At 60.2% G+C, this 26,531-nt stretch carries 28 protein-coding genes; 15 read left to right on the top strand and 13 right to left on the bottom strand.

Going from position 1 to position 26,531, the window contains the following annotated elements:
- Positions 1-82: 82 nt before the first annotated feature.
- A complete protein-coding gene (locus tag AB4O16_RS16555; RefSeq protein ID WP_160388546.1) occupies positions 83-733 on the bottom strand; it encodes an HAD family hydrolase in 651 nt (216 codons plus the stop codon).
- Positions 734-760: 27 nt separating this feature from the next.
- Positions 761-1,306, bottom strand: a complete 546-nt coding sequence (locus AB4O16_RS16560; RefSeq protein ID WP_460155331.1) for a gamma carbonic anhydrase family protein — start codon at positions 1,304-1,306, stop codon at positions 761-763.
- Positions 1,307-1,394: 88 nt separating this feature from the next.
- Here AB4O16_RS16560 and prlC point away from each other — a divergent pair, with 88 nt between their 5' ends.
- Positions 1,395-3,446, top strand: coding sequence for an oligopeptidase A (gene prlC / locus AB4O16_RS16565; protein ID WP_460155332.1), 2,052 nt, complete (start codon positions 1,395-1,397; stop codon positions 3,444-3,446).
- Positions 3,443-3,721 carry a YheV family putative zinc ribbon protein gene (locus tag AB4O16_RS16570; RefSeq protein ID WP_160388544.1) on the top strand — a complete coding sequence of 93 codons (279 nt, stop codon included), beginning with the start codon at positions 3,443-3,445 and terminating at the stop codon, positions 3,719-3,721. The genes prlC and AB4O16_RS16570 overlap by 4 nt, the downstream gene beginning before the upstream one ends.
- A 38-nt stretch (positions 3,722-3,759) precedes the next feature.
- On the opposite strand, the gene AB4O16_RS16575 is transcribed toward AB4O16_RS16570, so the two are convergent.
- Together AB4O16_RS16575 and AB4O16_RS16580 are read right to left on the bottom strand one after the other, a co-directional pair.
- Positions 3,760-4,404 carry a phosphatase domain-containing protein gene (locus AB4O16_RS16575; protein WP_160388543.1) on the bottom strand — a complete coding sequence of 215 codons (645 nt, stop codon included), beginning with the start codon at positions 4,402-4,404 and terminating at the stop codon, positions 3,760-3,762.
- 236 nt (positions 4,405-4,640) lie between these two features.
- Entirely contained in the window at positions 4,641-4,946 is a 306-nt protein-coding gene (locus tag AB4O16_RS16580; protein ID WP_460155333.1) for a hypothetical protein, read from the bottom strand.
- A gap of 205 nt (positions 4,947-5,151) precedes the next feature.
- Between AB4O16_RS16580 and AB4O16_RS16585 the strand changes: the two genes are divergently transcribed.
- The 3 genes from AB4O16_RS16585 to AB4O16_RS16595 all read left to right on the top strand — a co-directional run bounded on the left by AB4O16_RS16585 (position 5,152) and on the right by AB4O16_RS16595 (position 8,804).
- Complete coding sequence (locus AB4O16_RS16585; RefSeq protein WP_160388541.1) at positions 5,152-6,210, top strand: PA0069 family radical SAM protein; 1,059 nt, start codon at positions 5,152-5,154, stop codon at positions 6,208-6,210.
- 245 nt (positions 6,211-6,455) lie between these two features.
- Entirely contained in the window at positions 6,456-7,187 is a 732-nt protein-coding gene (locus tag AB4O16_RS16590) for a carbonic anhydrase (protein ID WP_253558013.1), read from the top strand.
- 90 nt (positions 7,188-7,277) lie between these two features.
- Positions 7,278-8,804 carry a SulP family inorganic anion transporter gene (locus AB4O16_RS16595; protein ID WP_460155334.1) on the top strand — a complete coding sequence of 509 codons (1,527 nt, stop codon included), beginning with the start codon at positions 7,278-7,280 and terminating at the stop codon, positions 8,802-8,804.
- A 121-nt stretch (positions 8,805-8,925) separates the two neighbouring features.
- On the opposite strand, the gene AB4O16_RS16600 is transcribed toward AB4O16_RS16595, so the two are convergent.
- Positions 8,926-9,576, bottom strand: a complete 651-nt coding sequence (locus AB4O16_RS16600) for a hypothetical protein (RefSeq protein ID WP_460155335.1) — start codon at positions 9,574-9,576, stop codon at positions 8,926-8,928.
- Positions 9,577-9,945: 369 nt separating this feature from the next.
- Here AB4O16_RS16600 and coxB point away from each other — a divergent pair, with 369 nt between their 5' ends.
- From coxB to AB4O16_RS16620, 4 genes are all read left to right on the top strand, one after another.
- Positions 9,946-11,073, top strand: coding sequence for a cytochrome c oxidase subunit II (coxB, locus tag AB4O16_RS16605; protein WP_160388537.1), 1,128 nt, complete (start codon positions 9,946-9,948; stop codon positions 11,071-11,073).
- An 82-nt stretch (positions 11,074-11,155) separates the two neighbouring features.
- Positions 11,156-12,742 carry a cytochrome c oxidase subunit I gene (gene ctaD / locus AB4O16_RS16610; protein ID WP_160388536.1) on the top strand — a complete coding sequence of 529 codons (1,587 nt, stop codon included), beginning with the start codon at positions 11,156-11,158 and terminating at the stop codon, positions 12,740-12,742.
- A gap of 117 nt (positions 12,743-12,859) precedes the next feature.
- A complete protein-coding gene (locus AB4O16_RS16615; RefSeq protein WP_160388535.1) occupies positions 12,860-13,411 on the top strand; it encodes a cytochrome c oxidase assembly protein in 552 nt (183 codons plus the stop codon).
- A 25-nt stretch (positions 13,412-13,436) separates the two neighbouring features.
- Positions 13,437-14,324: a cytochrome c oxidase subunit 3 gene (locus AB4O16_RS16620; protein WP_160388534.1), complete on the top strand. Its 888-nt coding sequence runs from the start codon at positions 13,437-13,439 to the stop codon at positions 14,322-14,324.
- A 66-nt stretch (positions 14,325-14,390) separates the two neighbouring features.
- Here AB4O16_RS16620 and AB4O16_RS16625 read toward each other — a convergent pair whose 3' ends face one another.
- Positions 14,391-14,594 carry a twin transmembrane helix small protein gene (locus AB4O16_RS16625; protein WP_160388533.1) on the bottom strand — a complete coding sequence of 68 codons (204 nt, stop codon included), beginning with the start codon at positions 14,592-14,594 and terminating at the stop codon, positions 14,391-14,393.
- A 71-nt stretch (positions 14,595-14,665) separates the two neighbouring features.
- Here AB4O16_RS16625 and AB4O16_RS16630 point away from each other — a divergent pair, with 71 nt between their 5' ends.
- The 5 genes from AB4O16_RS16630 to AB4O16_RS16650 are packed head-to-tail and all read left to right on the top strand — an operon-like array spanning position 14,666 to position 18,568.
- Positions 14,666-15,406 carry an SURF1 family protein gene (locus AB4O16_RS16630; RefSeq protein ID WP_460155336.1) on the top strand — a complete coding sequence of 247 codons (741 nt, stop codon included), beginning with the start codon at positions 14,666-14,668 and terminating at the stop codon, positions 15,404-15,406.
- Positions 15,372-15,965 (top strand): hypothetical protein, encoded by a 594-nt coding sequence (locus tag AB4O16_RS16635; protein WP_160388531.1) that lies wholly within the window; start codon positions 15,372-15,374, stop codon positions 15,963-15,965. Before AB4O16_RS16630 ends, AB4O16_RS16635 begins: the two co-directional genes overlap by 35 nt.
- Before the next feature lie 10 nt (positions 15,966-15,975).
- The gene (locus AB4O16_RS16640) at positions 15,976-17,049 is read left to right on the top strand and encodes a COX15/CtaA family protein (RefSeq protein WP_460155337.1); all 1,074 of its coding nucleotides are present in this window, start codon (positions 15,976-15,978) and stop codon (positions 17,047-17,049) included.
- On the top strand, positions 17,037-17,936 hold the full coding sequence (cyoE, locus tag AB4O16_RS16645; RefSeq protein WP_160388529.1) for a heme o synthase: 900 nt from the start codon (positions 17,037-17,039) through the stop codon (positions 17,934-17,936). The genes AB4O16_RS16640 and cyoE overlap by 13 nt, the downstream gene beginning before the upstream one ends.
- Positions 17,933-18,568: an SCO family protein gene (locus AB4O16_RS16650; protein WP_160388528.1), complete on the top strand. Its 636-nt coding sequence runs from the start codon at positions 17,933-17,935 to the stop codon at positions 18,566-18,568. The genes cyoE and AB4O16_RS16650 overlap by 4 nt, the downstream gene beginning before the upstream one ends.
- A gap of 146 nt (positions 18,569-18,714) precedes the next feature.
- On the opposite strand, the gene AB4O16_RS16655 is transcribed toward AB4O16_RS16650, so the two are convergent.
- The 3 genes from AB4O16_RS16655 to AB4O16_RS16665 all read right to left on the bottom strand — a co-directional run bounded on the left by AB4O16_RS16655 (position 18,715) and on the right by AB4O16_RS16665 (position 21,229).
- Positions 18,715-19,485 (bottom strand): MetQ/NlpA family ABC transporter substrate-binding protein, encoded by a 771-nt coding sequence (locus tag AB4O16_RS16655; RefSeq protein ID WP_460155338.1) that lies wholly within the window; start codon positions 19,483-19,485, stop codon positions 18,715-18,717.
- Between the two features lie 62 nt (positions 19,486-19,547).
- Positions 19,548-20,222 (bottom strand): methionine ABC transporter permease, encoded by a 675-nt coding sequence (locus AB4O16_RS16660; protein ID WP_008002212.1) that lies wholly within the window; start codon positions 20,220-20,222, stop codon positions 19,548-19,550.
- Entirely contained in the window at positions 20,222-21,229 is a 1,008-nt protein-coding gene (locus tag AB4O16_RS16665) for a methionine ABC transporter ATP-binding protein (protein ID WP_160388526.1), read from the bottom strand. Before AB4O16_RS16665 ends, AB4O16_RS16660 begins: the two co-directional genes overlap by 1 nt.
- Before the next feature lie 209 nt (positions 21,230-21,438).
- Here AB4O16_RS16665 and katE point away from each other — a divergent pair, with 209 nt between their 5' ends.
- The gene (gene katE / locus AB4O16_RS16670) at positions 21,439-23,577 is read left to right on the top strand and encodes a catalase HPII (RefSeq protein ID WP_460155339.1); all 2,139 of its coding nucleotides are present in this window, start codon (positions 21,439-21,441) and stop codon (positions 23,575-23,577) included.
- 116 nt (positions 23,578-23,693) lie between these two features.
- Here katE and AB4O16_RS16675 read toward each other — a convergent pair whose 3' ends face one another.
- Genes AB4O16_RS16675 through zur form a run of 4 tightly spaced genes read right to left on the bottom strand, consistent with a single transcriptional unit; the run spans position 23,694 to position 26,496 of the window.
- Positions 23,694-24,410 carry a PA5502 family lipoprotein gene (locus AB4O16_RS16675; protein WP_460155340.1) on the bottom strand — a complete coding sequence of 239 codons (717 nt, stop codon included), beginning with the start codon at positions 24,408-24,410 and terminating at the stop codon, positions 23,694-23,696.
- 37 nt (positions 24,411-24,447) lie between these two features.
- On the bottom strand, positions 24,448-25,236 hold the full coding sequence (znuB, locus tag AB4O16_RS16680; RefSeq protein ID WP_015092904.1) for a zinc ABC transporter permease subunit ZnuB: 789 nt from the start codon (positions 25,234-25,236) through the stop codon (positions 24,448-24,450).
- The gene (gene znuC / locus AB4O16_RS16685) at positions 25,229-26,014 is read right to left on the bottom strand and encodes a zinc ABC transporter ATP-binding protein ZnuC (RefSeq protein WP_007989407.1); all 786 of its coding nucleotides are present in this window, start codon (positions 26,012-26,014) and stop codon (positions 25,229-25,231) included. Before znuC ends, znuB begins: the two co-directional genes overlap by 8 nt.
- The gene (gene zur / locus AB4O16_RS16690; protein WP_160388523.1) at positions 26,014-26,496 is read right to left on the bottom strand and encodes a zinc uptake transcriptional repressor Zur; all 483 of its coding nucleotides are present in this window, start codon (positions 26,494-26,496) and stop codon (positions 26,014-26,016) included. The genes znuC and zur overlap by 1 nt, the downstream gene beginning before the upstream one ends.
- Positions 26,497-26,531: the final 35 nt, after the last annotated feature.

The raw sequence follows: 26,531 nt of genomic DNA on the forward strand, positions 1-26,531 counted from the left end.
GGCTTGCCCGCGATGGGGGCGTGCCTGGCACACCGCGTCGCAGCAATCGCCAGCAAGCCGGCTCCTACAGGGGTTGGCCTTTTCAGCGCGGCAAAAATGCCTGATGCAACTCGGCCAGCGTTTCAAAGTGATAGGCCGGCGCTTCGGCGCTCAATTCTTCGTGGCTGCCAAATCCGTAACCCACTGCCGCTGCGTCCAGGCCGTTGCTGCGCGCACCGATCAGGTCGTGTTTGCGGTCACCGATCATCAGGGTATTGGCCGGGTCGAGGTTTTCTTCGGCCATCAGGTGAGCGATCAACTCCACCTTGTTGGTCCGGGTGCCATCCAGTTCGCTGCCGTAAATCACCTTGAAGTGTTTGGCAAAGTCGAAATGCCGTGCGATTTCCCGGGCGAACACCCACGGCTTCGAGGTCGCGATGTACAGCTGACGGCCTTGTCCGCCGAGGGTTTCCAGCAGCGGGGTGACGCCGTCGAACACGCGGTTTTCGTACAAACCGGTGACCTTGAAACGCTCACGGTAGAAATTCACCGCCTCCCAGGCCTTGGCTTCGTCGAAGGCGTAGAACTGCATGAAGGCCTGCAACAATGGCGGGCCGATGAAGTGCTCGAGTTTGGCCAGATCCGGCTCATCGATACCCAGCTTGCCCAAGGCAAACTGGATCGAACGGGTGATGCCCTCGCGCGGGTCGGTCAGGGTGCCATCGAGGTCGAACAGAACGGTTTGGTAATGCATGTTGAATCCTGAAAATGAGGGGCCGGGTCAGAGCTGGTCGTAGCCTTCGGCCAGATGCAGGTCCTTGAGCTTCACGTAGTTCGCCGCGCTGTAGGTGAAAAAGGCGCGTTCCTTGTCCGTCAACGGGCGGATCTGCTTTACCGGGCTGCCCACATACAGGAAGCCGCTTTGCAGATGTTTGCCCGGTGGCACCAGGCTGCCGGCGCCGATGATCACGTCATCGTCGACCACCGCACCGTCCATGACGATGCTGCCCATGCCGATCAATACCCGGCTGCCCACCGAACAGCCGTGCAGCATGACCTTGTGGGCGATGGTCACGTCGTCGCCGATCAGCAACGGGAAGCCATCGGGGTTGAACGGCCCGGCGTGGGTGATGTGCAGTACACAGCCATCCTGCACGCTGGTGCGCGCGCCGATGCGGATACGGTGCATGTCGCCACGGATCACCGTCAGCGGCCAGACCGAGCTGTCCGCGCCGATTTCAACGTCGCCGATCACCACCGCCGAGCCGTCGACAAAAGCGCCTTTGCCGAGCCGCGGCGTGTGGTTCTGATACTTGCGAAGGTTCACGATAGGGTTTCTCTCTGTCGCTGATAGCTGCGGTGAGTGTCGATTGTAATTAAGATGGCTGCATGTTTCTCCAGCCAAGGTATCAACCGTGAGCGTGAACAACCCTCTTTTGCAGTCCTACGACCTGCCGCCGTTCTCCGCCATCCGCGCAGAACACGTGCAACCGGCCATTGAACAGATCCTGGCTGACAACCGCGCCGCCATCGTCGAGATCCTCAAGACCCAGGCCAAGCAGCCAACGTGGGCCGGCCTGGTGCTGGCGATGGACGAACTCAACGATCGCCTGGGCGCGGCGTGGAGCCCGGTCAGCCACCTCAATGCCGTGTGCAACAGCGCCGAACTGCGCGAAGCCTACGAGTCGTGCCTGCCGGCCTTGAGCGCCTACTCCACCGAAATGGGCCAGAACCGTGAACTGTTCCAGGCCTTCGAAGCCCTGGCCAGCAGCCCGCAGGCCAGCGGTTTCGACGTGGCGCAGAAAACTATCCTGGAACACGCCCTGCGTGACTTCCGTCTGTCGGGTATCGACCTCCCGGAAGCCGAACAGAAACGTTACGCCGAAGTGCAGAGCAAACTCTCCGAACTGGGCAGCCGTTTCTCCAACCAGTTGCTCGACGCCACCCAGGCGTGGACCAAGCATGTCACCGATGAAGCCGCCCTCGCCGGCCTGACCGATTCGGCCAAGGCGCAAATGGCCGCTGCGGCCCAGGCCAAGGATCTGGACGGCTGGCTGATCACCCTGGAATTCCCGAGCTATTACGCAGTGATGACCTACGCCCAGGACCGCGCACTGCGTGAAGAAGTCTACGCAGCCTACTGCACCCGAGCGTCGGACCAGGGACCGAATGCCGGTCAGAACGACAACGGCCCGGTCATGGAAGAAATCCTCGACCTGCGTCAGGAGCTGGCCAGGCTGCTGGGTTTCGGCAGCTTCTCCGAGCTGAGCCTGGCAACCAAAATGGCTGAGTCCAGCGATCAGGTGCTGAGCTTCCTGCGCGACCTCGCCAAGCGCAGCAAGCCGTTCGCCGCCCAGGATCTGAAACAGCTCAAGGCCTACGCTGCCGAGCAAGGCTGCCCGGACCTGCAAAGCTGGGACAGCGGTTTTTACGGTGAAAAGCTCCGTGAGCAGCGTTACAGCGTCGCCCAGGAAGCCCTGCGCGCCTACTTCCCGATCGACAAGGTGCTCAGCGGCCTGTTCGCCATCGTGCAGCGCCTGTACGGCATCGAGATCGCCGAACTCAAAGGCTTCGACGCCTGGCACCCGGATGTGCGCCTGTTCGAGATCAAGGAAAACGGCCAGCACGTCGGCCGCTTCTTCTTCGATCTCTATGCCCGCGCCAACAAGCGTGGCGGTGCCTGGATGGACGGCGCCCGCGACCGTCGCCGCACGGCTGGCGGCGTGCTGCAAAGCCCGGTGGCGAACCTGGTGTGCAATTTCACCCCGGCCGACAGCGGCAAGCCTGCGCTGCTGACCCACGATGAAGTCACCACCCTGTTCCATGAATTCGGCCACGGCCTGCATCACCTGCTGACCCGCGTCGAGCATGCTGGCGTGTCCGGCATCAACGGCGTGGCCTGGGATGCCGTCGAACTGCCAAGCCAGTTCATGGAAAACTGGTGCTGGGAGCCGGAAGGCCTGGCGCTGATTTCCGGTCACTACGAGTCCGGCGAACCGCTGCCTCAGGATTTGCTCGGGAAAATGCTCGCGGCGAAAAACTTCCAGTCCGGCCTGATGATGGTCCGCCAACTGGAGTTTTCGCTGTTCGACTTCGAGCTGCACGCCACCCACGGCGACGGCCGCAGCGTGCTGCAAGTGCTCGAAGGTGTGCGCGATGAGGTCTCGGTGATGCGTCCGCCGGCCTACAACCGCTTCCCCAACAGCTTTGCGCACATCTTCGCTGGCGGTTATGCCGCGGGCTACTACAGCTACAAATGGGCTGAAGTGCTGTCGGCCGATGCCTTCTCGAAATTTGAAGAAGAAGGCGTGCTCAACGCCGACACCGGTCGAGCCTTCCGTGAAGCGATCCTGGCCCGGGGCGGCTCCCAGGAACCGATGGTGTTGTTCGTCGACTTCCGTGGCCGTGAGCCATCGATTGACGCACTCTTGCGCCACAGCGGCCTGAGTGAGGACGCAGCAGCATGAGTGAGGGACCTGTGATCACGAAAAAACGCTTTATCGCCGGGGCGGTATGCCCGGCATGCAGCGAACCGGACAAGTTGATGATGTGGAACGAAGACCTGGTCCCGCACCGTGAGTGCGTGGCCTGCGGTTACTCCGACACACTCAACGAGCAGGGGCTGTCGGTTCCCAAGGAGCTGGGGACGCGGGTCAACACCAGCGCACCCAAACCAGCCGCCACCAAGGTTCAGGCGGTTCAGTTCTTCCCGAACCCGAAACTGAAGAAAAAGCCTGAGTGAAAAAAAGCCCCCGCTGCGCCATGCAGCGAGGGCTTTTCTTATTCGATATGAGCCGACTTGAACCAACTCTTCATTGAGCACGCGGCGAACGGGCTGGTGCTGCAATCGCCATTGGCCAGCGCCGTGCGCAGTTTGTCCACATCGGCCTGCATCATGTAGCGAATGCCATCCTTGAAATGGGTGCTGTCACCAAAGCCGCCCTGGGTCATCTCGTCCAGGGCCTCTTCCTTGCTCCAGCCCTGGACGACGACCCGATACATGGCCGCCATCAGGCCGGTGCGGTCGGAGCCGTGTTTGCAGTGCATCAGCACCGGGCCTTGGGCTTCGGCAGACGTGATGGCGCGCAGGGCCTTGAGCACATCGGCGTCATCCACATGGTTGGTGCGATAAGGCAGATGTACTTGCCTGATGCCCGGCGTGGACAGCCAACCGGAGTCTTGTTCCGGCAGGAAGTTGATCACCGTGCCGATCTTGAGGTTCTCCAGCAGCGATACCGCTTCCTTGTCCGGCAAGGCGCTGCGGTAGAGGGTTGGCGACATCTGAAAGAGGTTGTACTGCTTCTCGACCGGTTGCGCCCAGTCTGCCGGGCGCTGAACCACACTGTCGTCAGCAAGTGCCGGTGCCAGGTTAACGAGTGCAATGAGCGACAGGCAGATTGCAGATATGAATCGTCGTAAGGGCATGCTTGAGCGACCGCTCTGAAGGGGACGGGAAGATGCTGGCAAGGATCAGCCAAGCCCGGTCAAAGACCTGTGAGCGAACCGTCAAAGAATCGTGAAGCTGAAGGCGTGATGAGTGTTCCATCAAGGATCTGGCTTCGCTCATTGAAAGAACTTTGTCATATGCAAAATCAAATCCGATCGATTGTCAGTTTCGACCGGATCTGATTAATAAATATATATTTGCCTGAAACTTTGCTTCAAGGCTGGGCAATGCTTGCGTACGCTTTAGCCAGCGTCAGCAGTTTTTCCTTGTCAGCGGAATTGATGGTCCCGTTGCCATCAATATCTTTGTCGACCTTACCGATGCTAAAGGACTGGCCCCCGTCATAGGAGGACGCAATTATTGTAGTGGAGTCCAGCAAAGACGTGGTTGTTACCGAGTTTTCTTCATCCCAGCCTTCCTCCTTGAGAGCGAACTGCATCGATACCAGTACTTCATTTGGGTCGACTATGGTCGGTCCAAGTTTTTGCAGAAAGATACCGCGGCGATTGAAAAACGACATAAATAAATCCTTTTATAGAATATCGGTATGTGTGTGTAGCGAAAAAAATGTACCTGCTGTTTTGCCGAAACAGCCAGAACTTATATGTTTCTCCCAGTTGCTTCATGTAAGCGCACATGACAAATGATCAGAAAGTGCCGAACGGCGCTGGTCGAGTGGTTTTGATCGGCGTACTGTATGCGCATACAGTCATTGGGTGTTTTTCATGCACACGCCATCTCCTCCCCGTGGCCGCGGCACCGCGACCAACCCGCATAACCGTTTCGCCCCCAATCGTTCGGTGGTTGAAGACGACGGCTGGTATCAGGAAGCACCGGTTACCCAAGGCACCGAGGTGCGCATCGAAACGGCGAAAACCATCATCACCCGCAATACCTCGCCGGATTTGCCATTCGATCGGTCGATCAATCCCTACCGCGGCTGCGAGCATGGTTGTATCTATTGTTATGCAAGACCGAGCCACGCCTATTGGGACATGTCGCCCGGGCTGGATTTCGAGACAAAACTGATCGCCAAGACCAACGCCGTGGATGTGCTGGAGGAGCAGTTGTCCAGGCGTGGCTATCAATGTGCGCCGATCAACCTCGGTTCCAACACCGACCCGTATCAGCCGATCGAGCGCGAATACCGGATCACGCGTCGAACCCTCGAAGTACTCCTGCGTTACCGGCATCCGGTGACCATCGTCACCAAGGGCTCGCTGATTCTGCGTGACCTGGACCTGCTGACCGAGCTTGCCAGCCAAAGACTGGTGGCGGTAATGATCAGCCTGACCACCCTGGACGACGAACTCAAGCGCATCCTCGAGCCCCGCGCCGCAGCACCCAAGGCGCGGTTGCGGGCCATTCGGGTGATGCGCGAGGCGGGCATCCCGGTCGGCGTCCTGTGTTCACCGATGATCCCGATGATCAACGACAGCGAGCTCGAAAGCCTGCTCACCGAGGCCCATGCAGCCGGGGCGCAGAGCGCTGCCTACATGATGTTGCGCTTGCCGCTGGAAGTGGCGCCGCTGTTCGAGGAATGGCTGGGCGCCCATTATCCGCAGCGGGCCGCGCATGTGCTGAGCCTGATTCGCCAGAGCCGTGGCGGTGAACTCTATGACAGCCGCTTTGGCGCTCGAATGCGCGGCGAAGGCCCGTTTGCGGACTTGCTGGCACAGCGCTTTGCCAAAGCGATCAAGCGGCTGGGGCTCAATCGCCGGGAGGGGTTCAATCTGGACTGCGACGCCTTTTGTCCGCCGGGTCGCCAAATGTCGCTGATTTGAGGACAATTGGCCTATGGTTGAGTACTGAGGAGCGCCCTCGAAGCTTTAGGCTGGTCACGTTTTTTGTGACCTGGAACACGCGTTCTAGAGCGGTTTATTCAGTTTCAATTAAGATTCGGCCGCTACCTTGTTCATCGAGTGACTGACTGGTCGAGATGTTTGGCCCGGATGTTTTTTAACCAGCCACTGGCTCCACACCGGACCCCACGGGACGACTTTCCGAGCCCGCCAATGAGGATGAATTCATGAGTGACAAGGATAAACAGCCGTTGGCTGCATCGGCTTCAGCCCAACCCGAGGCCGAATCCGCCGATGCGGCGTTGCAGCATATCGTTGACGGTTTTTTGCATTTTCATCATGAGATCTTTCCCCAGCAGGAAGAGCTCTTCAAGAAGCTCGCCACGGCCCAGCGGCCACGCGCGATGTTCATTGCCTGCGCCGATTCGCGCATCGTTCCAGAATTGATCACTCAAAGCTCCCCTGGCGATCTGTTCGTGACCCGCAACGTCGGTAACGTCGTACCGCCTTACGGGCAAATGAACGGGGGCGTATCCACGGCCATCGAGTACGCCGTACTGGCTCTGGGTGTGCATCACATCATCATTTGCGGGCATTCCGACTGCGGCGCCATGCGCGCGGTGCTCAACCCGGACAGTCTGGAAAAAATGCCCACGGTCAAAGCGTGGCTGCGTCACGCCGAAGTGGCCAAGACCATGGTGCAGGAGAACTGCAACTGCTCTAACGAAAGCGAAAGCATGCACATCCTCACCGAAGAGAATGTGATCGCCCAGTTGCAGCATCTGCGCACCCATCCGTCGGTGGCCTCGCGCATGGCCAACGGTCAGTTGTTTATCCATGGCTGGGTCTACAACATCGAAACCAGCGAAATCAAAGCCTACGACGCTGATCAAGGCTGTTTCCTGCCGCTCAATGGCAGCCTGCCAATTCCTGTGGCGACGCCCAAAGCGCGCTTCTGAATCCTCCAAAATCGTTGTGTGGTTTAGCCGTGGCTGCCGTTCAGGCAGCCTGGCTTTGCCATGCCTGAAGAAAACTTCGGGAGACTCACCATGCGTGCTGCTCGACTCAAAGCTGTTCTGCCACGGGAGCTGCTGGCTTCGGTGGTTGTGTTTCTGGTCGCCCTGCCCTTGTGCATGGGCATCGCGATTGCCTCGGGGCTGCCGCCGGCCAAAGGTTTGATCACCGGCATCATCGGGGGGCTGGTGGTCGGCTGGTTGGCCGGCTCGCCATTGCAAGTCAGTGGCCCGGCGGCGGGTCTGGCCGTTCTGGTGTTTGAATTGGTGCGCCAACACGGTATTGCCATGCTCGGGCCCATTCTGTTGCTGGCCGGATTGCTGCAACTGGTGGCGGGTCGATTGAAGCTGGGATGCTGGTTTCGGGTGACGGCGCCTGCGGTGGTGTACGGCATGCTGGCCGGGATTGGCGTGCTGATCGTTTTGTCTCAGGTGCATGTGATGCTGGATGCCGTGCCCAAACCCTCGGGTCTCGATAATCTGGCAGCCTTCCCGGCGGCACTGGCCCAGGCGTTGCCCACGTTTGGCTGGCAAGCCGGTTTACTTGGTTTGTCGACGATCGCTGTCATGTGGCTGTGGGAAAAATTTCGTCCGCGATCCCTGCGCTTCATTCCCGGAGCGCTCCTTGGCGTCGGCCTGGCCACGCTTGCCAGCCTGGTGCTGGCGTTGCAGGTCAAACGGGTTGAGGTACCTGCCAACCTGACGGAGGCCATCGACTGGTTGAAGCCAATGGACCTGCTCAACCTGGCGGATCCGACCTTGCTGATCGCTGCGTTTGCCGTGGCCTTCATCGCCAGCGCCGAAACCCTGCTCTCGGCCGCGGCGGTTGATCGCATGCACAGCGGTCAGCGATCGGACTTCGACCGGGAGCTGTCAGCCCAGGGTATCGGCAATATGTTGTGTGGCCTGCTTGGGGCGTTGCCGATGACGGGCGTTATCGTGCGCAGTTCGGCGAATGTTCAGGCCGGAGCAACTACGCGGTTTTCCACCATTTTTCACGGCCTGTGGCTGCTGGCGTTCGTGCTGTTGCTGTCCAGCGTGTTGCAGAGCATTCCGGTGGCGAGCCTGGCGGGCGTACTGGTGTACACCGGCTTCAAACTGGTGGATCTCAAGGTCTTTCGTGGTTTGGGCCGGTATGGTCGGGCGCCGATGTTCACTTACGCGGCAACCGCGCTGGCCATCGTTTTCACGGATTTGCTGACGGGCGTGCTGGTTGGCTTCGGCCTGACGCTGGTGAAGCTGGCGCTGAAAGCCTCGCGTTTGAAAATCAGCCTGATCGACCTGCCTCAGGAAGGGCAGATGGAATTGCGCCTGGCGGGCGCGGCGACTTTCCTCAAGGTGCCGGCGCTGACCCGGGTGTTGGGCAGCATTGCGCCGGGCACGACGGTGCATGTGCCACTCAACAATCTGAGCTACATCGATCACTCGTGCCTGGAACTGCTGGAGGACTGGGGACGGGCGAATGCGGCCAAGGGTTCGAGGCTGTTGATTGAGTCGCGGGGGTTGAAGCGCAGGCTCGAGGGACGGGTGCGGACGAATACCGGCATAGGCGCGGCTGGCTGAGACTCCAGTGTGGGAGCGAGCTTGCTCGCGATGGCGGTGGATCAGTCAACCTTGATGTTGAATGACATGGCCTCATCGCGAGCAAGCTCGCTCCTACAAGGAGATTGTGTTTACCGATGGATCAAGCCGCCGGCTGATCCAGTTCCAGGCCTACGCCCAAGCGCCGGGACATGCACGGCCAGCGTTTCCACGCGGCACCGGTGTCCGGGCTGTTGAGCTTCTCGCGGTAGGCTTCCACCGATTCCAGCGCGAAGCTTTCGTCGTTGAGCATTTCGTCGATGGCGTGGTGCACCACTTCGTCCAGTTGGTTGGCGAACGACTCACCGATCAATTGGTGAGCAATCAGGTTGGCGACAGTCATGTCCAGGGGGATCAGTGGCTGGCCGAAATGCTTGATGTACAGGTCGTTGACCTCTTCGACAAACCGGTGCGCAAGGTAGGCTTCATCCAGCAGGCTATCGAGCCCGACATGACCGGCCATGATGGCTGGCGGCTGGAGGAAGTACTGCTCGGCGATTTTCAGCACCGGTTTGATCTGTGACTCAATGCCCGCTTCCCTGGCGACTTCATTGGCTGCATCCAGCAGGTCGGGCACTTCTTCGATGTAGGCGGCGACAAATCGCGTCAGTACGCTATTGGCGTCCGCTTCCGGCAATTGGATGGCCGGGTGTAGATGAGGCAGTTTGCTTTCCAGCTGACGCGTCAGCAGGCCGGTTTCTTTTTCGTGCTGTTGGGCTTTTTGGATCTGCTCGCGCAATGCGGCGGTGTTCATGAAAACTCCAGGAAACAAGGCAATGAAATAGGGAAGACATAACTTAGCTGGCTTACGAAAAATGCTAAGACGCATTTGTCATAATTATTTCATCCTTGAGACGCACCCGTTATATCGATTTGCCACCACTCGTCTGCATCCTTCTCCATTCGTGCCCTGCAATGCAAGTTAATGCTGTTTCAGATGATTTACGCCTTCGCGTTGCGAGGTCGGAGGTGCTGTCTATACTCGGGGTGGAATGGAGTTAGCTGATGACGCCCGACTGCATATGCAGCAAGGCCCGGTGCTCAAGTTCGTAGTCTGATGCAGCCGCTCCCTTGCCGCAGGTGAAAGCCGGCGGGATAACAAGAACGATAAGGGGAACCCGCAATGATGCGACATCCACATGTCTGGATGGGCCTCCTGTTGTGGTCGATTTTCAGTCAGGCGCAAGCGGCCTGGACTGTGAATATGGCGCCTGGAGCGACTGAAATCAGTCACGCAGTATTCGACCTGCACATGACCATTTTCTGGATCTGTGTGGTGATCGGCATCATCGTTTTTGGTGCCATGTTCTGGTCGATGATTCTCCACCGCCGCTCGACCGGGCAGGTGGCCGCCAAATTTCATGAAAGCACCACCGTCGAAATCCTCTGGACCATCGTGCCCTTCCTGATTCTGGTGGCCATGGCGGTTCCCGCTACCGCGACCCTGATCAAGATGTACGACGCCAGTGAGCCGGAAATCGATATCCAGGTCACCGGCTACCAGTGGAAGTGGCACTACAAGTACCTGGGCCAGGACGTCGAGTTCTTCAGCAACCTGACCACTCCTCAAGACCAGATCCACAACAAGGAAGCCAAGGGCGAGCACTACCTGCTCGAGGTCGACAAGCCCCTGGTGCTGCCGGTCGGCGCCAAGGTGCGCTTCCTGGTGACTTCCGCCGACGTGATCCACTCCTGGTGGGTGCCGGCTTTCGCGGTCAAGCGCGACGCGATTCCCGGGTTCGTCAACGAAGCCTGGACCCGCGTCGACAAACCCGGCATCTACCGTGGCCAGTGCGCCGAGTTGTGCGGCAAGGACCACGGCTTCATGCCGACCGTGGTCGAGGTCAAGGAAAAGGCCGATTACGAAAAATGGCTGGCCGATCGCAAGGCCGAGGCCGCGCAGCTCAAGGAGCTGACCAGCAAGGAATGGACGCTCGACGAGCTCAAGGAGCGCGGTGACAAGATCTACCACACCACCTGTGTGGCCTGTCACCAGGCCGAGGGCCAGGGTCTGCCGCCGATGTTCCCGGCGCTCAAGGGTTCGAAGATCGCTACCGGGCCGAAAGACGCTCACCTGAGCATTGTCTTCCACGGCAAGCCGGGTACTGCAATGGCGGCGTTCGGCAAGCAACTCTCGGAAGTCGACATCGCGGCGGTCGTGACCTATGAACGTAATGCCTGGGGCAACAACAAGGGCGACATGGTCACGCCTAAAGAAGTGCTGGAGCTGAAACAGGCGGAAAGCAAATGACCCGGTCTATTGCGCACGTACGGAACCGGTCGGGACAACGTGCCCCGACCAGCCCAGCCCATCTGCTTGCAGGAGACAAACCATGAGCGCCGTCATCGATGACCATGGTCATGCCGACCACGCCCACGGCCCCGCAAAAGGCCTGATGCGCTGGGTACTGACCACCAACCACAAGGACATCGGTACGCTGTACCTGTGGTTTGCATTCTCCATGTTCCTGCTGGGTGGCTCGTTCGCGATGGTGATTCGCGCCGAGCTGTTCCAGCCGGGGCTGCAAATCGTCGAGCCGGCATTCTTCAACCAGATGACCACCATGCACGGTCTGGTGATGGTCTTCGGTGCGGTAATGCCGGCCTTCGTCGGCCTTGCCAACTGGATGATCCCGCTGATGATCGGCGCGCCGGACATGGCCCTGCCGCGGATGAACAACTTCAGCTTCTGGCTGCTGCCGGCAGCGTTCCTGTTGTTGGTGTCGACCCTGTTCACCCCCGGTGGCGGGCCGAATTTCGGCTGGACGTTCTACGCACCGCTGTCGACGACCTATGCACCGGAAAGCGTGACCTTCTTTATCTTCGCCATTCACTTGATGGGGATCAGTTCGATCATGGGGGCGATCAACGTGATCGCCACCATCCTCAACTTGCGTGCCCCCGGCATGACGCTGATGAAAATGCCGCTGTTCGTCTGGACCTGGCTGATCACCGCGTTCCTGCTGATCGCGGTGATGCCGGTACTGGCGGGTTGCGTGACGATGATGCTGATGGACATCCACTTCGGCACCAGTTTCTTCAGTGCCGCCGGTGGTGGTGACCCGGTGCTGTTCCAGCACGTGTTCTGGTTCTTCGGTCACCCCGAGGTGTACATCATGATCCTGCCGGCGTTCGGCGCTGTCAGTTCGATCATCCCGACCTTCTCGCGCAAGCCGCTGTTCGGCTACACCTCGATGGTCTACGCCACGGCGAGCATCGCGTTCCTGTCGTTCATCGTCTGGGCGCACCACATGTTCGTGGTCGGCATTCCGCTGGTGGGCGAGCTGTTCTTCATGTACGCCACGCTGCTGATCGCGGTGCCGACGGGGGTGAAGGTGTTCAACTGGGCCAGCACCATGTGGCAAGGCTCGCTGACGTTCGAGACGCCGATGCTGTTTGCCGTGGCGTTCGTGATCCTGTTCTCCATCGGCGGTTTCTCCGGGTTGATGCTGGCCATCGCCCCGGCGGACTTCCAGTACCAGGACACTTACTTCGTGGTCGCGCACTTCCACTATGTGCTGGTGCCGGGGGCGATCTTCGGGATCTTCGCCTCGGCCTATTACTGGATGCCGAAATGGACCGGCCACATGTACGACGAAACCCTCGGCAAGCTGCATTTCTGGCTGTCGTTCATCGGCATGAACATGGCCTTCTTCCCGATGCACTTCGTGGGACTGGCGGGCATGCCCCGGCGGATTCCGGACTACAACCTGCAATTCGCCGACTTCAACATGGTGTCGTCGATTGGCGCATTCATGTTCGGCGCCACGCAGATCTTCTTCCTGTTCATCGTGATCAAGACCATTCGCGGCGGCCCGCCGGCACCGGCCAAACCGTGGGATGGGGCTGAAGGCCTGGAGTGGAGCATCCCGTCGCCGGCGCCGTATCACACCTTCACCACGCCACCGGAAGTGAAATGAACAAATCCCTTGTAGGAGCCGGCTTGCTGGCGATGAGCGATAACGCGGTGTTGCCGATACACCGAGGTGTTTGCATCGCCAGCAAGCCGGCTCCTACAGGGTCAGAGGTTTGGAATCATGGCTGATTCGATTTCGTTGAAGAAACTGGTCACGCGTTTGCTGATCGTGGTGGGGGCAATGTTTGTGTTCGGGTTTGCGCTGGTGCCGATCTACGACGTGATGTGCAAGGCCTTCGGCATCAATGGCAAGACTGCCGGGCAATACGAGGGTGAGCAGACGGTCGACACCTCGCGGCAGGTGCGCGTGCAGTTTCTGTCGACCAACACCGCCGACATGCCTTGGGATTTCTATCCCAGGCACGATGAACTGACGGCCAACCCCGGGGCGGTGAACGAAATGATCTTCATCGCCCACAACCCCACCGACAAGCCGATGAGTGCCCAGGCAGTGCCGAGCATTGCACCGAGCAGCGCGGCGGCGTACTTCCACAAGACCGAATGCTTCTGTTTTACCCAGCAAGTGCTGCAGCCCGGTCAAAGGATCGAGATGCCGGTACGCTTCATCGTTGACCGTGACATGCCCAAGGATGTGAAGCACCTGACGCTGTCTTACACGCTGTTCGATATCACCGCCCGACATCCTCCGGTAGCTGTAAACACTGGCGGTTGAGCGTGCCCGATAAGGAGAACAATAAATGGCAACTCATGAACATTATTACGTTCCCGCCCAGAGTAAATGGCCGATCATTGCCACGTTCGGCATGGCCATCACGGTGTACGGCCTGGGCACCTGGTTCAACGATCTGAAAGCGGCGCGCCCGGAATCCCATGGGCCACTGATCTTTTTCGTCGGCGGGCTACTGCTGGCCTACATGCTGTTTGGCTGGTTCGGCACGGTGATCAAGGAAAGTCGTGGCGGTTTATATAGCGCACAAATGGATCGCTCGTTCCGCTGGGGCATGAGCTGGTTCATTTTCTCGGAGGTGATGTTCTTCATCGCCTTTTTCGGCGCGCTGTTTTATGTGCGCCACGTCTCCGGGCCGGCGCTCGGTGGCGAAGGCACCAAGGGCATAGCGCACATGCTGTGGCCGAACTTCGAATTCGTCTGGCCGTTGCTCAACAACCCCGACTCGAAACTGTTCCCGCCGCCCAAGGAAGTCATCAGCCCCTGGGGTCTGCCGCTGCTCAACACCGTGTTGCTGGTGAGCTCCAGCGTGACCGTGACCATCGCCCACCACGCCTTGAAAAAGGGCCATCGCGGCGCACTCAAGCTGTGGCTGGCGATCACCGTCCTGCTGGGCTGTGCGTTCCTCACCTTCCAGGCCGAAGAATACATGCACGCCTACCGCGAACTGGGCCTGACCCTGGGCTCGGGCATCTACGGCGCGACCTTCTTCATGCTTACCGGGTTTCACGGCGCCCACGTGACCATCGGCACCATCATCCTGTTCGTGATGCTGATGCGGGTCATGCGCGGGCACTTCGACAACGAGCATCAGTTCGGTTTCGAAGCGGCGAGTTGGTACTGGCACTTCGTGGACGTGGTGTGGATCGGTTTGTTTGTTTTCGTCTATGTGCTGTAGGAGCGAGCTTGCTCGCGAAGGTCTATCTGTCGAAGTCAGGGTAACTGACACACCTTCACGAGCAAGCTACCAGGGGGCATGAGACACCAGCTGGCCGCTGAAAAAACCCCAGGTGATCAGACCCAGGGTAATGGCGGCCAGAGTGACACGCACACTCAAGGCAATGACGAGGCGGTTTGAACGGCTGTCGTCCTTGACCAGAAAAAACAGGCCGCTGAACAGGCTGACAACCGTGGCAATCAGCATCAGGACGATGGCTGTTTTGAGCATGGTGGAACTCCGGGGGGACAAGCGATGCACTTGAGTATAGCTATCGCGATGACCGACTTTCTGGCGATGCCATGAAGGGCTTTCGGCCGGGTGTCGTGCCGACGCTGGTGGTCGCGCTGTTGCTGCCGCTGCTGGTGTTCCTGGGGTTCTGGCAATTGAGCCGGGGCACGGAGAAAAGCGCGCTGCTGCAAACCTACGCCGAGCGCCGGGCCGCCGAGCCGATGGCCAGTACCGAACTGCAATACACCACTGACCCGGCCTTCCGCCGGGTTCGCCTGCACGGCCAATTCGATGCCGAACACAGCCTGCTGCTGGACAACAGCCAGCGCAACGGCAAGGTCGGCGTTGAATTGTTGCAACCCTTTCACGATCAGGCCAGCGGGCTCTGGCTGCTGGTCAATCGCGGCTGGCTGCCATGGCCGGAGCGCCGCACACCTGTGCAATTCAAGACCCCTGCCGAGGCAGTCAGCCTCGACGCGTGGGTCTACGTCTCCCCCGGTGCGACATTCCAGTTGCATGCAGACCCAACGACTACGACATGGCCGAAGCTGATTACAGCCGTTGAACCGACCAGTCTCTGGAAAGCGCTGAACCGCGAAGGCTATGCCTTTGAACTGCGCGCCGAAACCGGCCCCGCCACCTATCAGGCCGACTGGCCGGTGGTCGCCATGGGGCCGGAAAAACACATCGCTTATGCCGTGCAGTGGTTCGCCATGGCGATCGCCCTGTTCGGTCTTTTTATCTATCTCGGTTGGCACAACGCAAAGGAGAAACACCATGGGAGCGGCCATGAATCCACCCAGCATGTCTGAGGCCAAACCGTCGGCGAACCGGCGCAAGGGTCGCTTGCAACTGCTGTTGATCCTGCTCGGGGTGATCGGTCCGATGATCCTCGCCACTGGCATGTACAAGCTGAATTTCTGGGTGCCCGAGGGCCGCAGTTATCACGGCGAACTGATCGGCAATGGCCAGACCCGTGCCGACATCGGCGTGCAGGCTCAGGAGGATCGCTGGCAGATTCTGGTAACGGCGCCCAGGGATTGCGCGGTGGACTGCCAGCAACTGGTGTATCTGGCGCGACAGATCCAGATCGGCCTGGGCCGCGACGCCTCCCGCGCCAGCCATGCCCTGGCCGCCGCACAGCCGCTGAGCAGCGAGTACGACGCCAAGCTGCAGCGCGAATATCCACAGCTGCAACGTTATCCACTGGACCTGACCACTTTCAGCAAGGCCACCGGCGACAAGGCCGCGCCGCAACTGTGGATCATCGATCCCCACGGCAATCTGGTGCTGCGCTACGACCCGTCGGTGAAGGGTAAGGACCTGCTTAACGATCTGCGCCACCTGCTGAAACTGTCGAACATCGGATAAGGGCATCGTCATGGCCAAACCTGGATTTCGCCTCGCGCTGTTTGCCACCTTGCTGGCACTGATTGTGGTGTTGCTCGGCGCCTACACCCGCCTGACCCACGCCGGCCTCGGCTGCCCGGACTGGCCGGGCTGCTACGGTTTCATCAGCGTGCCGAAAAGCGAAGCCCAGCTGGCCCATGCCGAATTGCACTTTCCGGACGCTCCGGTCGAAGCCCACAAGGGCTGGAACGAGATGATCCACCGCTACTTCGCCGGCACGCTGGGAGTGTTGATCGCGGTGTTGGCCAGTCGTGCGTGGCTGCATCGCCGTCATCCGGGACAACCGGTGAAGTTGCCGTTGTTTCTGTTGGCGGTGGTCTTTGGCCAGGCCGCGTTCGGCATGTGGACGGTCACGCTCAAGCTCTGGCCGCAGGTGGTCACCGGGCATTTGCTTGGCGGCTTCGCCACCTTGAGCCTGTTGTTCCTGCTGACCTTGCGCCTGTCCGGCGTACTGCCGGCGCTGACCGTGCCGCGACGTTTGCAGCACTGGGCGACGGCGGGGCTGTTGCTGGTGATCGGGCAAATCGCCCTCGGTGGCTGGGTCAGCTCCAATTACGCCGCCGTGGCCTGCATCGACTTTCCAACCTGTCACGGCCAATGGCTGCCACCGGCAGATTTCGCCAACGGCTTTCACCTGACCCAACACATCGGCCCGAACTATCTCGGCGGGCAACTGGACAGCGATGCCCGCACGGCCATCCACCTGACCCATCGCATCGGCGCGTTGCTGGTCACCTTGGTTTTGCTCGGGCTGGCCTGGCAATTGAAGGTGGTCGGCATGACGCGCCTGGCCGGTTTGGTGCTGATCGCTCTGGGCGCACAAATCACCCTGGGCATCAGCAACGTACTGTTCCATCTGCCTCTGCTGGTGGCCGTCGCGCATAACGCGGGCGGCGCAGCACTGCTGCTGACCATGGTGCTGGTCAATTATCACGCCCGCACCAGCCTGGTCCGGGTCAGGCAGCCAACACGCTGGCACTTCAGCCCGCGTAAACACTCAGCCGGCCCCATAACAATAAAAGGAGAGATGCCATGGCGATTCTGATCGGCGAACGTCCCAGTCAGGCGATCTGGCGTGATTACCTGGAACTGACCAAACCCAAGGTCGTGGTGCTGATGCTCATCACTTCTCTGGTGGGGATGTTTCTCGCGACCCGAGCCGGGGTGCCGTGGACGGTGCTGATCTTCGGCAACCTGGGCATCGCCCTGTGTGCCGGTGGCGCGGCGGCGGTCAATCATGTGGTGGACCGGCGCATCGACGCGGTCATGGCACGCACCCACAAACGGCCGCTCGCCGAAGGCAGGGTTTCGCCGACGGCCGCGCTGACGTTTGCGCTGGTATTGGCGGCCCTCGGGCAAGCCATGCTGCTGGCGTTCACCAACCCGCTGACCGCGTGGCTGACCCTCGCCTCGCTGCTCGGCTATGCGGTGGTCTATACCGGATTCCTCAAGCGCGCGACCCCGCAGAACATTGTCATCGGCGGTCTGGCGGGTGCCGCGCCGCCATTGCTCGGCTGGACCGCCGCCACCGGTCACGTCAGCGCCGAGCCGCTGCTGCTGGTGCTGATCATCTTCGCCTGGACCCCGCCGCACTTCTGGGCCCTGGCAATTCATCGCAAGGAGGAATACGCCAAGGCCGACATCCCGATGCTGCCGGTCACCCATGGCGAGCACTACACCAAGATCCATATCCTGCTTTATACCTTTGCACTGCTCGCCGTCAGCCTGATGCCCTATGTGATCCACATGAGCGGTATGCTCTATCTGGTCTGCGCGCTCGGGCTGGGCGCGCGGTTTCTGCAATGGGCCGTGGTGCTGTACCGTGGCACTCGGCCGCACGCGGCGATCAACACGTTCAAGTACTCTATCTACTACTTGTTCCTGCTGTTTATCGCCCTGCTCGTAGACCACTACTTACTGTTGAACCTATGACTCGAACCCAGAAAACCGTCTTCATTCTCGTCGCCCTGATCGCACTGATCCTGGGCCTGACCGTCAACAAGGTATTGTCCGGGAAAAACCAGGGCGATCCGACGGCGCTGATCGACGCCGGCATCATTTTGCTGCCGCAGAGCCGTAATCTGCCGGACGTGACGATGACCAACCAGGACGGTCAGCCGGTCATGATCAATGAGCTGAAGGGCAAGTGGAGCCTGCTGTTCTTCGGCTACACCTTCTGTCCGGATGTCTGCCCGACCACTCTCGCCCAGCTGCGACAGATCAAGAGCGAGTTGCCACCCGAGGCTGTGGATAAACTGCAGATCGTGCTGGTCAGCGTCGACCCCAATCGCGATACGCCCAAGCAGCTCAAACAGTACCTGAGCTATTTCGACCCGCAGTTCATCGGCCTGGCCCCGGCGTCGATCGCTGAGCTGGAAAAAATCTCCAACGCGGTAAGCATTCCGTTCATCCCGGCAGACACCAGCAAGCCGAACTACACCGTCGATCACAGCGGCAACCTCGCGGTGATCGGCCCGGACGGCACCCAGCGCGGCTTCATCCGCGCGCCGTTGAACAATGTGAAGCTGGTGGCGCAGTTGCCGGTGATGCTCAAGCGCGACTAAACACCACGTATCCTTGTAGGAGCCGGCTTGCTGGCGATGGCGTCGGTGAGATCGCCATCGCCAGCAAGCCGGCTCCTACAGGGGAAACGAGCAAGCACAAAAAAGGGGCGCATTCAATGCGCCCCTTTTTCATTGCAGCAGTTCGATCAGAACGCCGGCACTACCGCGCCTTTGTACTTCTCGAGAATGAAGGCTTTCACTTCCGGGCTGTGCAGGGCAGCAACCAGCTTCTTCATTGCTTCACTGTCCTTGTCATCCGGGCGAGCCACCAGGATGTTCACGTATGGCGAGTCGCTGCCTTCGATGAACAGGGCGTCCTTGGACGGATCGAGCTTGGCTTCCAGCGCGTAGTTGGTGTTGATCAGCGCCAGGTCGACCTGCGTCAGCACGCGCGGGATGGTCGCGGCTTCCAGCTCACGGATTTTCAGGTCCTTGGTGTTCTCGGTGATGTCCTTCACGGTCGACAGGATGTTGTTCGAATCCTTCAGCTTGATCAGCCCGGCCTTGGCCATCAGCAACAGTGCGCGGCCGCCGTTGGTGGCGTCGTTCGGGATCACCACGTTGGCGCCGCCAGGCAGTTCAGCGAGGGTCTTGTACTTGCTGGAGTAAGCGCCCAGGGGCTCCAGGTGCACGCCAGCCACGGAAATCAGGTTAGTGCCCTTGGCCTTGTTGAACTCATCCAGGTACGGCTGGTGCTGGAAGAAGTTGGCGTCCAGGCGTTTTTCCGCGACCTGTACGTTCGGCTGGATGTAATCGGTGAATACCTTGACCTTCAGGTCCACGCCTTCTTTGGCCAGGGTCGGCTTCACGAATTCGAGGATCTCGGCGTGCGGCACCGGGGTGGCCGCGACGGTCAGGGTGTCGGCGTGAGCAGAGAACGCGGCAATTGCCGCGAAGGCCACGAGTAGTTTTTTCATTCAGCTAACTCCTTGTGCGGCACCGGTTTGCGGCGCCTGCCAGCGAATGGCCGGCTCATGTCTTATTTACGGGAGAAATGCACAACCAGTTTGTCACCGACGGTTTGCAGTACCTGGACCAGTACCAGCAGCAACACCACGGTCACCACCATCACATCGGTCTGGAAACGCTGGTAACCGAAGCGGATCGCCAGGTCACCCAAACCACCGGCACCGACGACACCGGCCATCGCCGTGTAGGACACCAGTGTAATGGCTGTCACCGTTATCGCCGCGAAGATGCCCGGGCGGGCTTCAGGCAGCAACGCGTTGGTGATGATCTGGCGCGTGGTCGCGCCCATGGCCTGGGTGGCTTCGATGATTCCGCGATCAACTTCACGCAGGGCGGTTTCCACCAGGCGGGCGAAGAACGGCGTGGCACCCACCACCAGCGGCGGGATCGCACCGGCGACACCGAGGGACGTGCCGGTGATCAACACGGTGAACGGGATCATCACGATCAACAGGATGATGAACGGCAGCGAACGCAGGATGTTCACCACCAGCGACAACATCGCGTAGACGCCTTTGGCTTCCAGCAACTGACGCGGGCTGCACAGGAACAGCAGCACACCCAGCGGCAGGCCGAGCAGCACGGTAAACAACAGCGAACCACCGAGCATCAGCAGGGTGTCGCCGGTGGCCAGCCAGATTTCGAACCAGTCGATATTGGCGAAGAAACTTGTCAGGGCTTCCATTAGCGCAGCACCTCCATGTGGACGTCGGCTGCGGTGAAGCGGGCGAACGCCGCCTCCATGTCACCACCGGTCACGGCCAGGGTCAGTTGCCCGTAAGGGATGTCTTTGATGCGGTCGATACGACCGGCCAGGATGCTGTAGTCCACCCCGGTTTCCCGGGCGACGGTACCCAGCAACGGCGCGTAGGTCGCTTCGCCCTGGAAGGTCAGACGCACGATGCGGCCTGGCACATGCGCGAAGTCGTCACGCTGTTCGCTTTCGTCGATCTGCTCGTCTTCCTGCACAAAGCGTTTGGTGGTGGGGTGCTTCGGATGCAGGAACACCTCGGCCACCGAGCCTTGCTCGACGATCACGCCGGCGTCCATCACGGCGACCTGGTCGCAGACCCGGCGGATCACGTCCATCTCGTGGGTAATCAAGACGATGGTCAGTTTCAGCTCGCGATTGATCTCTGCCAGCAATTGCAGGACCGATGCGGTGGTCTGCGGGTCGAGGGCGCTGGTGGCTTCATCGCACAGCAGGATTTTCGGCTTGGTCGCCAGGGCGCGGGCAATGCCGACACGCTGCTTTTGCCCGCCGGACAGTTGCGCCGGGTACTTTTTCGCGTGGTCGGACAATCCGACCCGTGCCAGCAACTCGGCCACGCGCGAATCGATATCGCTGCGAGACAGCTCGCCGGCCAGGGTCAGCGGCAGCGCGACGTTGTCGGCGACAGTCTTGGAAGCCAGCAGGTTGAAGTGCTGGAAAATCATCCCGACCTGCTGACGGAAGCGGCGCAGGCCATTGGCGTCGAGCGCGGTGACTTCTTCGCCGTCGACGGTGATTTTGCCGCCACTGGCGTTTTCCAGGCGATTGATCAGACGCAGCAGGGTACTTTTTCCTGCGCCGGAATGACCAATCAAGCCGTAAACCTGCCCGTTCTCAATCGTCAGACTGGTCGGATGCAGGGCGGGGATTTCCTTACCGGCGACGCGGTAGGTTTTGTGGACGTTTTGAAACTCGATCACGTAGCGAACCTTGTGGGCGCGTTAGAAAAGGGTCAGCGGTTAGCCGGGCGCGCATTTTAGCCTGTCCGTATAGAGGTTCTTAGCATTTATTTCGCATTTGTCCTGTCATTTGGCAATAACGCGATCAAAGGTCAGAAAAAAGGAACGGCTGAAGAAGCTCGTCAGTCACTACTTAGGCCACTGGAAAACGCCTGAGGAGTTCACGCCTGATGACTACCAAGAAGCCTGCCGCCACCAAGAGCGCCCTGGCCGGGACCGATACCCCGGACCGCCACAACACCAATGCCAAGCTCGACAGCCTGGAAACCTTTCGCTCCGATGCCTCTGAGCAGGCTTTGCGCACCAACCAGGGCGTGAAGGTCGCGGACAACCAGAACACTCTGAAGGCCGGGGTCCGCGGGCCGTCGCTGCTGGAAGATTTCATCATGCGTGAAAAGATCACGCACTTTGACCACGAGCGCATTCCCGAGCGCATCGTTCACGCCCGCGGCACCGGCGCCCATGGCCATTTTCAGAGTTATGAAAACCATTCAGAGCTGACAAAGGCCGGATTCCTGCAGGATCCAGCGAAGAAAACCCCGGTGTTCGTACGCTTTTCCACGGTGCAGGGGCCGCGAGGGTCAGGCGATACCGTGCGCGACGTACGAGGTTTCGCCGTGAAGTTCTTCACCGACGAAGGCAACTTCGACCTGGTGGGCAATAACATGCCGGTGTTCTTTATTCAGGACGCCATCAAGTTTCCCGACTTCGTGCACGCGGTCAAACCCGAGCCGCATAACGAGATGCCTACCGGTGGCTCGGCCCACGACACCTTCTGGGACTTCGTCTCGCTGGTGCCGGAGTCGGCGCACATGGTGATATGGGCGATGTCCGACCGGGCGATCCCGAAAAGCCTGCGCAGCATGCAGGGCTTCGGCGTGCACACTTTTCGGCTGATCAATGCCGAAGGAAAGTCGCGCTTCGTCAAATTCCACTGGCGCCCCACCGCCGGCACTTGCTCCCTGGTGTGGGACGAAGCGCAAAAACTTGCGGGAAAAGATGCCGACTACCATCGCCGGGACCTGTGGGAGTCGATCGAGATCGGCGACTACCCAGAGTGGGAGCTGGGGGTGCAGGTCATCGAAGAGGAAAACGAACACGCCTTCGATTTCGACATTCTCGATCCCACCAAGCTGATCCCGGAAGAGCTGGTTCCCATCACGCCGTTGGGCAAGATGGTGCTGAACCGCAACCCGGACAACTTCTTCGCCGAAACCGAGCAGGTTGCCTTCTGCCCCGGGCATATCGTTCCGGGGATCGACTTTTCCAACGACCCTCTGCTGCAAGGTCGATTGTTTTCCTACACCGACACGCAAATCAGCCGACTCGGCGGGCCGAATTTTCACGAGATCCCGATCAATCGTCCGGTGTCGCCGTTCCACAACGGCCAGCGCGACGCGCAGCACCGCACCACGATCGATAAGGGGCGTGCGTCCTACGAGCCGAACTCCATTGATGGCGGCTGGCCAAAGGAAACGCCAGCGTCAGCGCAAGATGGTGGCTTCGAGAGTTATCCGGAGCGGATCGATGCCAACAAGATCCGCCAGCGCAGCGAGTCGTTCGCTGACCATTTCTCCCAGGCTCGTTTGTTTTTCCACAGCATGAGTGAGCATGAACGAGAGCACATCATCTCGGCCTATAGCTTTGAGCTGGGCAAAGTCGAGCGTGAAGCGATTCGTGCCCGGGAGGTGAACGAAATACTCGCCAATATCGATCTGGAATTGGCCAAACGAGTGGCGCAGAACCTTGGGTTGCCCGCGCCGGCTCGCGGCACCGTGGAGGTGCGCAAGACTGCACCGGATCATTCACCGGCATTGAGCCAGGCGAATTTGTTACCAGAGAATATCAAGACGCGAAAAGTCGCCATTCTGGTGGCCAATGGCGTCGATAGCGCTGCGATTGATGCAATGAAATCAGCCTTGGAGGCCGAGGGCGCCCACGGGAAGGTGCTTGGACCGACCTCTGCGCCGGTGAAAACCGCGGACGGCAAAACCCTGGCTGTCGATGCTTCGATGGAAGGCTCGCCATCTGTGGCGTTCGATGCGGTGTTCGTGCCGGGCGGAGTGGCGTCGATCAAGGCGTTGAGTACTGACGGGGTGGCGCTTCACTACCTGCTGGAGGCGTACAAGCATCTGAAGGCCATTGCCTTGCAGGGCGAGGCGAAGCAGTTGCTGGATGTGTTGAAGCTCGAGGTTGATGCGGGGTTGGTTGTGGGGGCGGATGCGAAGTTGATCAAGCCGTTTTTGCTGGCTATCGGGCGGCATCGGGTCTGGGCCAGGGAGGCGAAGGCCAAGGCGGTTCCGGCCTGAGGATCTTCGGAGCCGGATAGACCATCGTCGGAACGCCGCCCGGAGCAGGCTCGCTCCCACAATGGTTCTGCGTCGGTTACAGATCCAATGCGGGAGCGAGCCTGCTCGCGAGGGTTTCAGGGTTTACGCGGACTCAGAACCATCTGCGCCGGAACACTGCGCAAGATCTGACGTTCAAGCTTCAGGTCAAAATCGGGATCGAGCTTCTTCACCCGCTTGGTCAGCAAGTTAGCCAGCCAAGGGTAATCATCCGTGCGCGGAGCCTGAATGGTCACATCGCACTGGAAATTCACCACATCGGCGGCGATGGCGTCCAGTTGGCGACGCAGTTTGCCCATGTCGTTGATATTCAGTGCGACCGTGGTGCTTTCAGCCGTCAGGTCGATCACCTTGGCTTTTGGCTTGGCTTCGGCGGCCTTGAGGGCGGCCTCGGCTTTTTCCAGTTCGGCCTTGCGCGCCTGGGCAATCGAGCCATTGACCCCGCCGGTCAGTGCCGGAGCCTTGGGCATCAGCGCACGGGCGCGGCTCAGGGCCGTCGCGGCGGCATCCACGTCGCCCTTTTGCAGCACGATCTGGCTGCGGCGCAAGTAGGCCTCGGCCAGTTGCCGCTGGTACTGCTCAAGGGACGCATCGTTGGGCGATTCGGCCTGCAAAGCGGCCAATTGGTCTTCGGCCGTGGCCAGTTCATCGCTGGCGATGTTTTGTTCCAGCTGTACGATGGCCGTGGCTCGCGCATTGGCGGCCTCGGTGGCCGCCGGTGGCGTGCTTTGGCAGGCGCCCAGCAGCAAAGAAAATGCGACAAGGAGCAGATAACGGGAGGCGAACGACTTCATTCCTGCGACTCTCTATTTGCGCAAAAAACGAGCAAGTCTACACCCCTCGACGGGGCAGAACAAAACTCAGCAGAAACAGCGCGGCGGCTGCCACCACAATCGATGGGCCAGCAGGGGTGTCCTTGAACCAGGACAGCGCCAGCCCGCCACACACGGCGAGTATGCCCAGCAGGCTCGCGCCCAGTGCCATCTGTTCCGGCGAGCGGGCGTGACGTTGTGCCGCAGCCGCCGGGATGATCAGCAACGAGGTGATCAGCAATACCCCGACGATTTTCATCGCCACGGCAATCACCACGGCGATCAACAGCATCAAGGCCAGACGCAATCCTGCCACCGGCAGGCCTTCGACCCTGGCCAGTTCTTCATGCACCGTGATCGCCAACAAAGGCCGCCACAACGCAACCAGCAAGGCCAGCACGGCCGCACTGCCGCCAAGAATCCACGCCAGGTCGGTTGGACTGATTGCCAGCAGGTCGCCGAACAGATAGGCCATCAGGTCGATCCGCACTTCGTGCATGAAGCTTAGTACCACCAGGCCCAGAGAGAGCGTGCTGGGTGCGAGAATTCCCAAAAGCGTGTCGGATGCCAATGGCTGACGTTGCTGCAACGTCACCAGTAACACCGCCAGCAGCAGGCAGCCAACGGTGACGGCAACCGTCGGGCTGACATCCAGCAGGAAGCCCAAAGCCACGCCGAGCAAGGCTGCGTGGGACAGGGTGTCGCCAAAATAGGCCATGCGCCGCCAGACCACGAAAGACCCCAACGGGCCTGCGACGACGGCCAGGGCCAGGCCTGCAAGCAGGGCGTAAAGCAGAAAATCAGCCATGCTTGCAGCTATCTCCGTGAACATGGGGTTGGCCCGACGCGGGCGCCTTGACTACCGAGCCATGCAAGTCGTGGGCGTGGTCGTGATGGTGGTGATAAATCGCCAGGCTTTGTGCGTTCTTTCCGAACAGCTCGACGAAAGCCGGATCGCCGCTGACCTGCTCGGGATGGCCGGAACAGCAGACGTGACGATTCAGGCAGACCACCTGGTCCGTGGTGCTCATCACCAGATGCAAATCGTGGGAGACCATCAGCACGCCGCAGCCGTGGCGGTCACGCAAACGGGTGATCAGGCTGTACAGCTCAGCCTGGCCGGCCACGTCGACACCCTGTACCGGTTCGTCGAGTACCAGCAGTTCCGGTTCGCGCAACAAGGCCCGGGCCAGCAACACACGCTGCATTTCGCCCCCGGAAACGCTTTGCACCGGGCTGTCGATGACCTGCTCGGCGCCCACTTCCTTGAGTGCCGCCAAGGCCATCGCGCGGTCCACGCCCGGTACCAGACGCAAGAAGCGCAAGACCGACAGCGGCAGGGTCGGGTCGACATGGAGTTTTTGCGGCATGTAGCCGACACGCAGTTTCGGCTTGCGCCAGACGCTGCCGCTGTCCGGTTTCAACAGACCGAGCACGGCCCGCACCAAGGTGGTTTTGCCGGCACCGTTGGGACCGATCAAGGTAACGATCTGCCCCGGCTCGACGCTCAGCTCGATGTTGTCCAGCACCGGTTGCCCGGCGAACGTGACGGCAACCTGCTCAAGTCGGATCAGCGCGTTGCTCATCAAGCCCCCTGGCAACCCGAGCAGAGACCGACCACTTCGACGGTCTGGCCTTCGACGATAAACCCGACATCCCTGGCGCTGGCGATGATCGCGTCGCTGATGGATTTTTGCTCGAGCTCGATCGCGGCGTGGCACTGGCGGCAGATCAGGAACTGGCCCTGGTGAGCATGTTCCGGATGATTGCAGCCGATGAAGGCGTTGAGCGAGGAAATCCGATGGACCAGGCCGTTTTCCAGCAGGAAATCCAGCGCGCGGTACACCGTCGGCGGCGCGGCGCGGCGACCGTCCTGCTCGCTGAGGACCGCAAGAATGTCGTAGGCACCCAGCGGCTTATGGCTTTGCCACACCAGTTCCAGCACCCGCCGACGCAATGCGGTCAGGCGCAGACCTTGACGCGCACACAGGGCATCGGCCTCGGACAAAGCGCTGTGAACGCAATGCGAGTGGTCGTGGGGACGGCTGGCAATCGGTGTTTTTAGCATGAGCGGCGACGACGTTTGTGAGAGACGTTATTATG

The organism is Pseudomonas sp. S2_H10, assembly GCF_054668285.1.

Excerpts from the sequence above, each read along its gene's own strand:
- AB4O16_RS16635 (WP_160388531.1), top strand. The coding sequence starts at position 15,372 with ATGGGAGCGGCCATGAATCCACCCAGCATGTCTGAGGCCAAACCGTCG.
- zur (WP_160388523.1), bottom strand. The coding sequence starts at position 26,496 with ATGCTAAAAACACCGATTGCCAGCCGTCCCCACGACCACTCGCATTGC.
- znuC (WP_007989407.1), bottom strand. The coding sequence starts at position 26,014 with ATGAGCAACGCGCTGATCCGACTTGAGCAGGTTGCCGTCACGTTCGCC.
- AB4O16_RS16630 (WP_460155336.1), top strand. The coding sequence starts at position 14,666 with ATGAAGGGCTTTCGGCCGGGTGTCGTGCCGACGCTGGTGGTCGCGCTG.
- ctaD (WP_160388536.1), top strand. The coding sequence starts at position 11,156 with ATGAGCGCCGTCATCGATGACCATGGTCATGCCGACCACGCCCACGGC.
- AB4O16_RS16595 (WP_460155334.1), top strand. The coding sequence starts at position 7,278 with ATGCGTGCTGCTCGACTCAAAGCTGTTCTGCCACGGGAGCTGCTGGCT.
- AB4O16_RS16640 (WP_460155337.1), top strand. The coding sequence starts at position 15,976 with ATGGCCAAACCTGGATTTCGCCTCGCGCTGTTTGCCACCTTGCTGGCA.
- AB4O16_RS16675 (WP_460155340.1), bottom strand. The coding sequence starts at position 24,410 with ATGAAGTCGTTCGCCTCCCGTTATCTGCTCCTTGTCGCATTTTCTTTG.
- AB4O16_RS16650 (WP_160388528.1), top strand. The coding sequence starts at position 17,933 with ATGACTCGAACCCAGAAAACCGTCTTCATTCTCGTCGCCCTGATCGCA.
- AB4O16_RS16615 (WP_160388535.1), top strand. The coding sequence starts at position 12,860 with ATGGCTGATTCGATTTCGTTGAAGAAACTGGTCACGCGTTTGCTGATC.
- AB4O16_RS16655 (WP_460155338.1), bottom strand. The coding sequence starts at position 19,485 with ATGAAAAAACTACTCGTGGCCTTCGCGGCAATTGCCGCGTTCTCTGCT.
- AB4O16_RS16590 (WP_253558013.1), top strand. The coding sequence starts at position 6,456 with ATGAGTGACAAGGATAAACAGCCGTTGGCTGCATCGGCTTCAGCCCAA.
- AB4O16_RS16660 (WP_008002212.1), bottom strand. The coding sequence starts at position 20,222 with ATGGAAGCCCTGACAAGTTTCTTCGCCAATATCGACTGGTTCGAAATC.
- AB4O16_RS16570 (WP_160388544.1), top strand. The coding sequence starts at position 3,443 with ATGAGTGAGGGACCTGTGATCACGAAAAAACGCTTTATCGCCGGGGCG.
- katE (WP_460155339.1), top strand. The coding sequence starts at position 21,439 with ATGACTACCAAGAAGCCTGCCGCCACCAAGAGCGCCCTGGCCGGGACC.
- AB4O16_RS16620 (WP_160388534.1), top strand. The coding sequence starts at position 13,437 with ATGGCAACTCATGAACATTATTACGTTCCCGCCCAGAGTAAATGGCCG.
- cyoE (WP_160388529.1), top strand. The coding sequence starts at position 17,037 with ATGGCGATTCTGATCGGCGAACGTCCCAGTCAGGCGATCTGGCGTGAT.
- AB4O16_RS16625 (WP_160388533.1), bottom strand. The coding sequence starts at position 14,594 with ATGCTCAAAACAGCCATCGTCCTGATGCTGATTGCCACGGTTGTCAGC.
- AB4O16_RS16580 (WP_460155333.1), bottom strand. The coding sequence starts at position 4,946 with ATGTCGTTTTTCAATCGCCGCGGTATCTTTCTGCAAAAACTTGGACCG.
- AB4O16_RS16585 (WP_160388541.1), top strand. The coding sequence starts at position 5,152 with ATGCACACGCCATCTCCTCCCCGTGGCCGCGGCACCGCGACCAACCCG.
- AB4O16_RS16555 (WP_160388546.1), bottom strand. The coding sequence starts at position 733 with ATGCATTACCAAACCGTTCTGTTCGACCTCGATGGCACCCTGACCGAC.
- znuB (WP_015092904.1), bottom strand. The coding sequence starts at position 25,236 with ATGGCTGATTTTCTGCTTTACGCCCTGCTTGCAGGCCTGGCCCTGGCC.
- coxB (WP_160388537.1), top strand. The coding sequence starts at position 9,946 with ATGATGCGACATCCACATGTCTGGATGGGCCTCCTGTTGTGGTCGATT.
- AB4O16_RS16575 (WP_160388543.1), bottom strand. The coding sequence starts at position 4,404 with ATGCCCTTACGACGATTCATATCTGCAATCTGCCTGTCGCTCATTGCA.
- AB4O16_RS16600 (WP_460155335.1), bottom strand. The coding sequence starts at position 9,576 with ATGAACACCGCCGCATTGCGCGAGCAGATCCAAAAAGCCCAACAGCAC.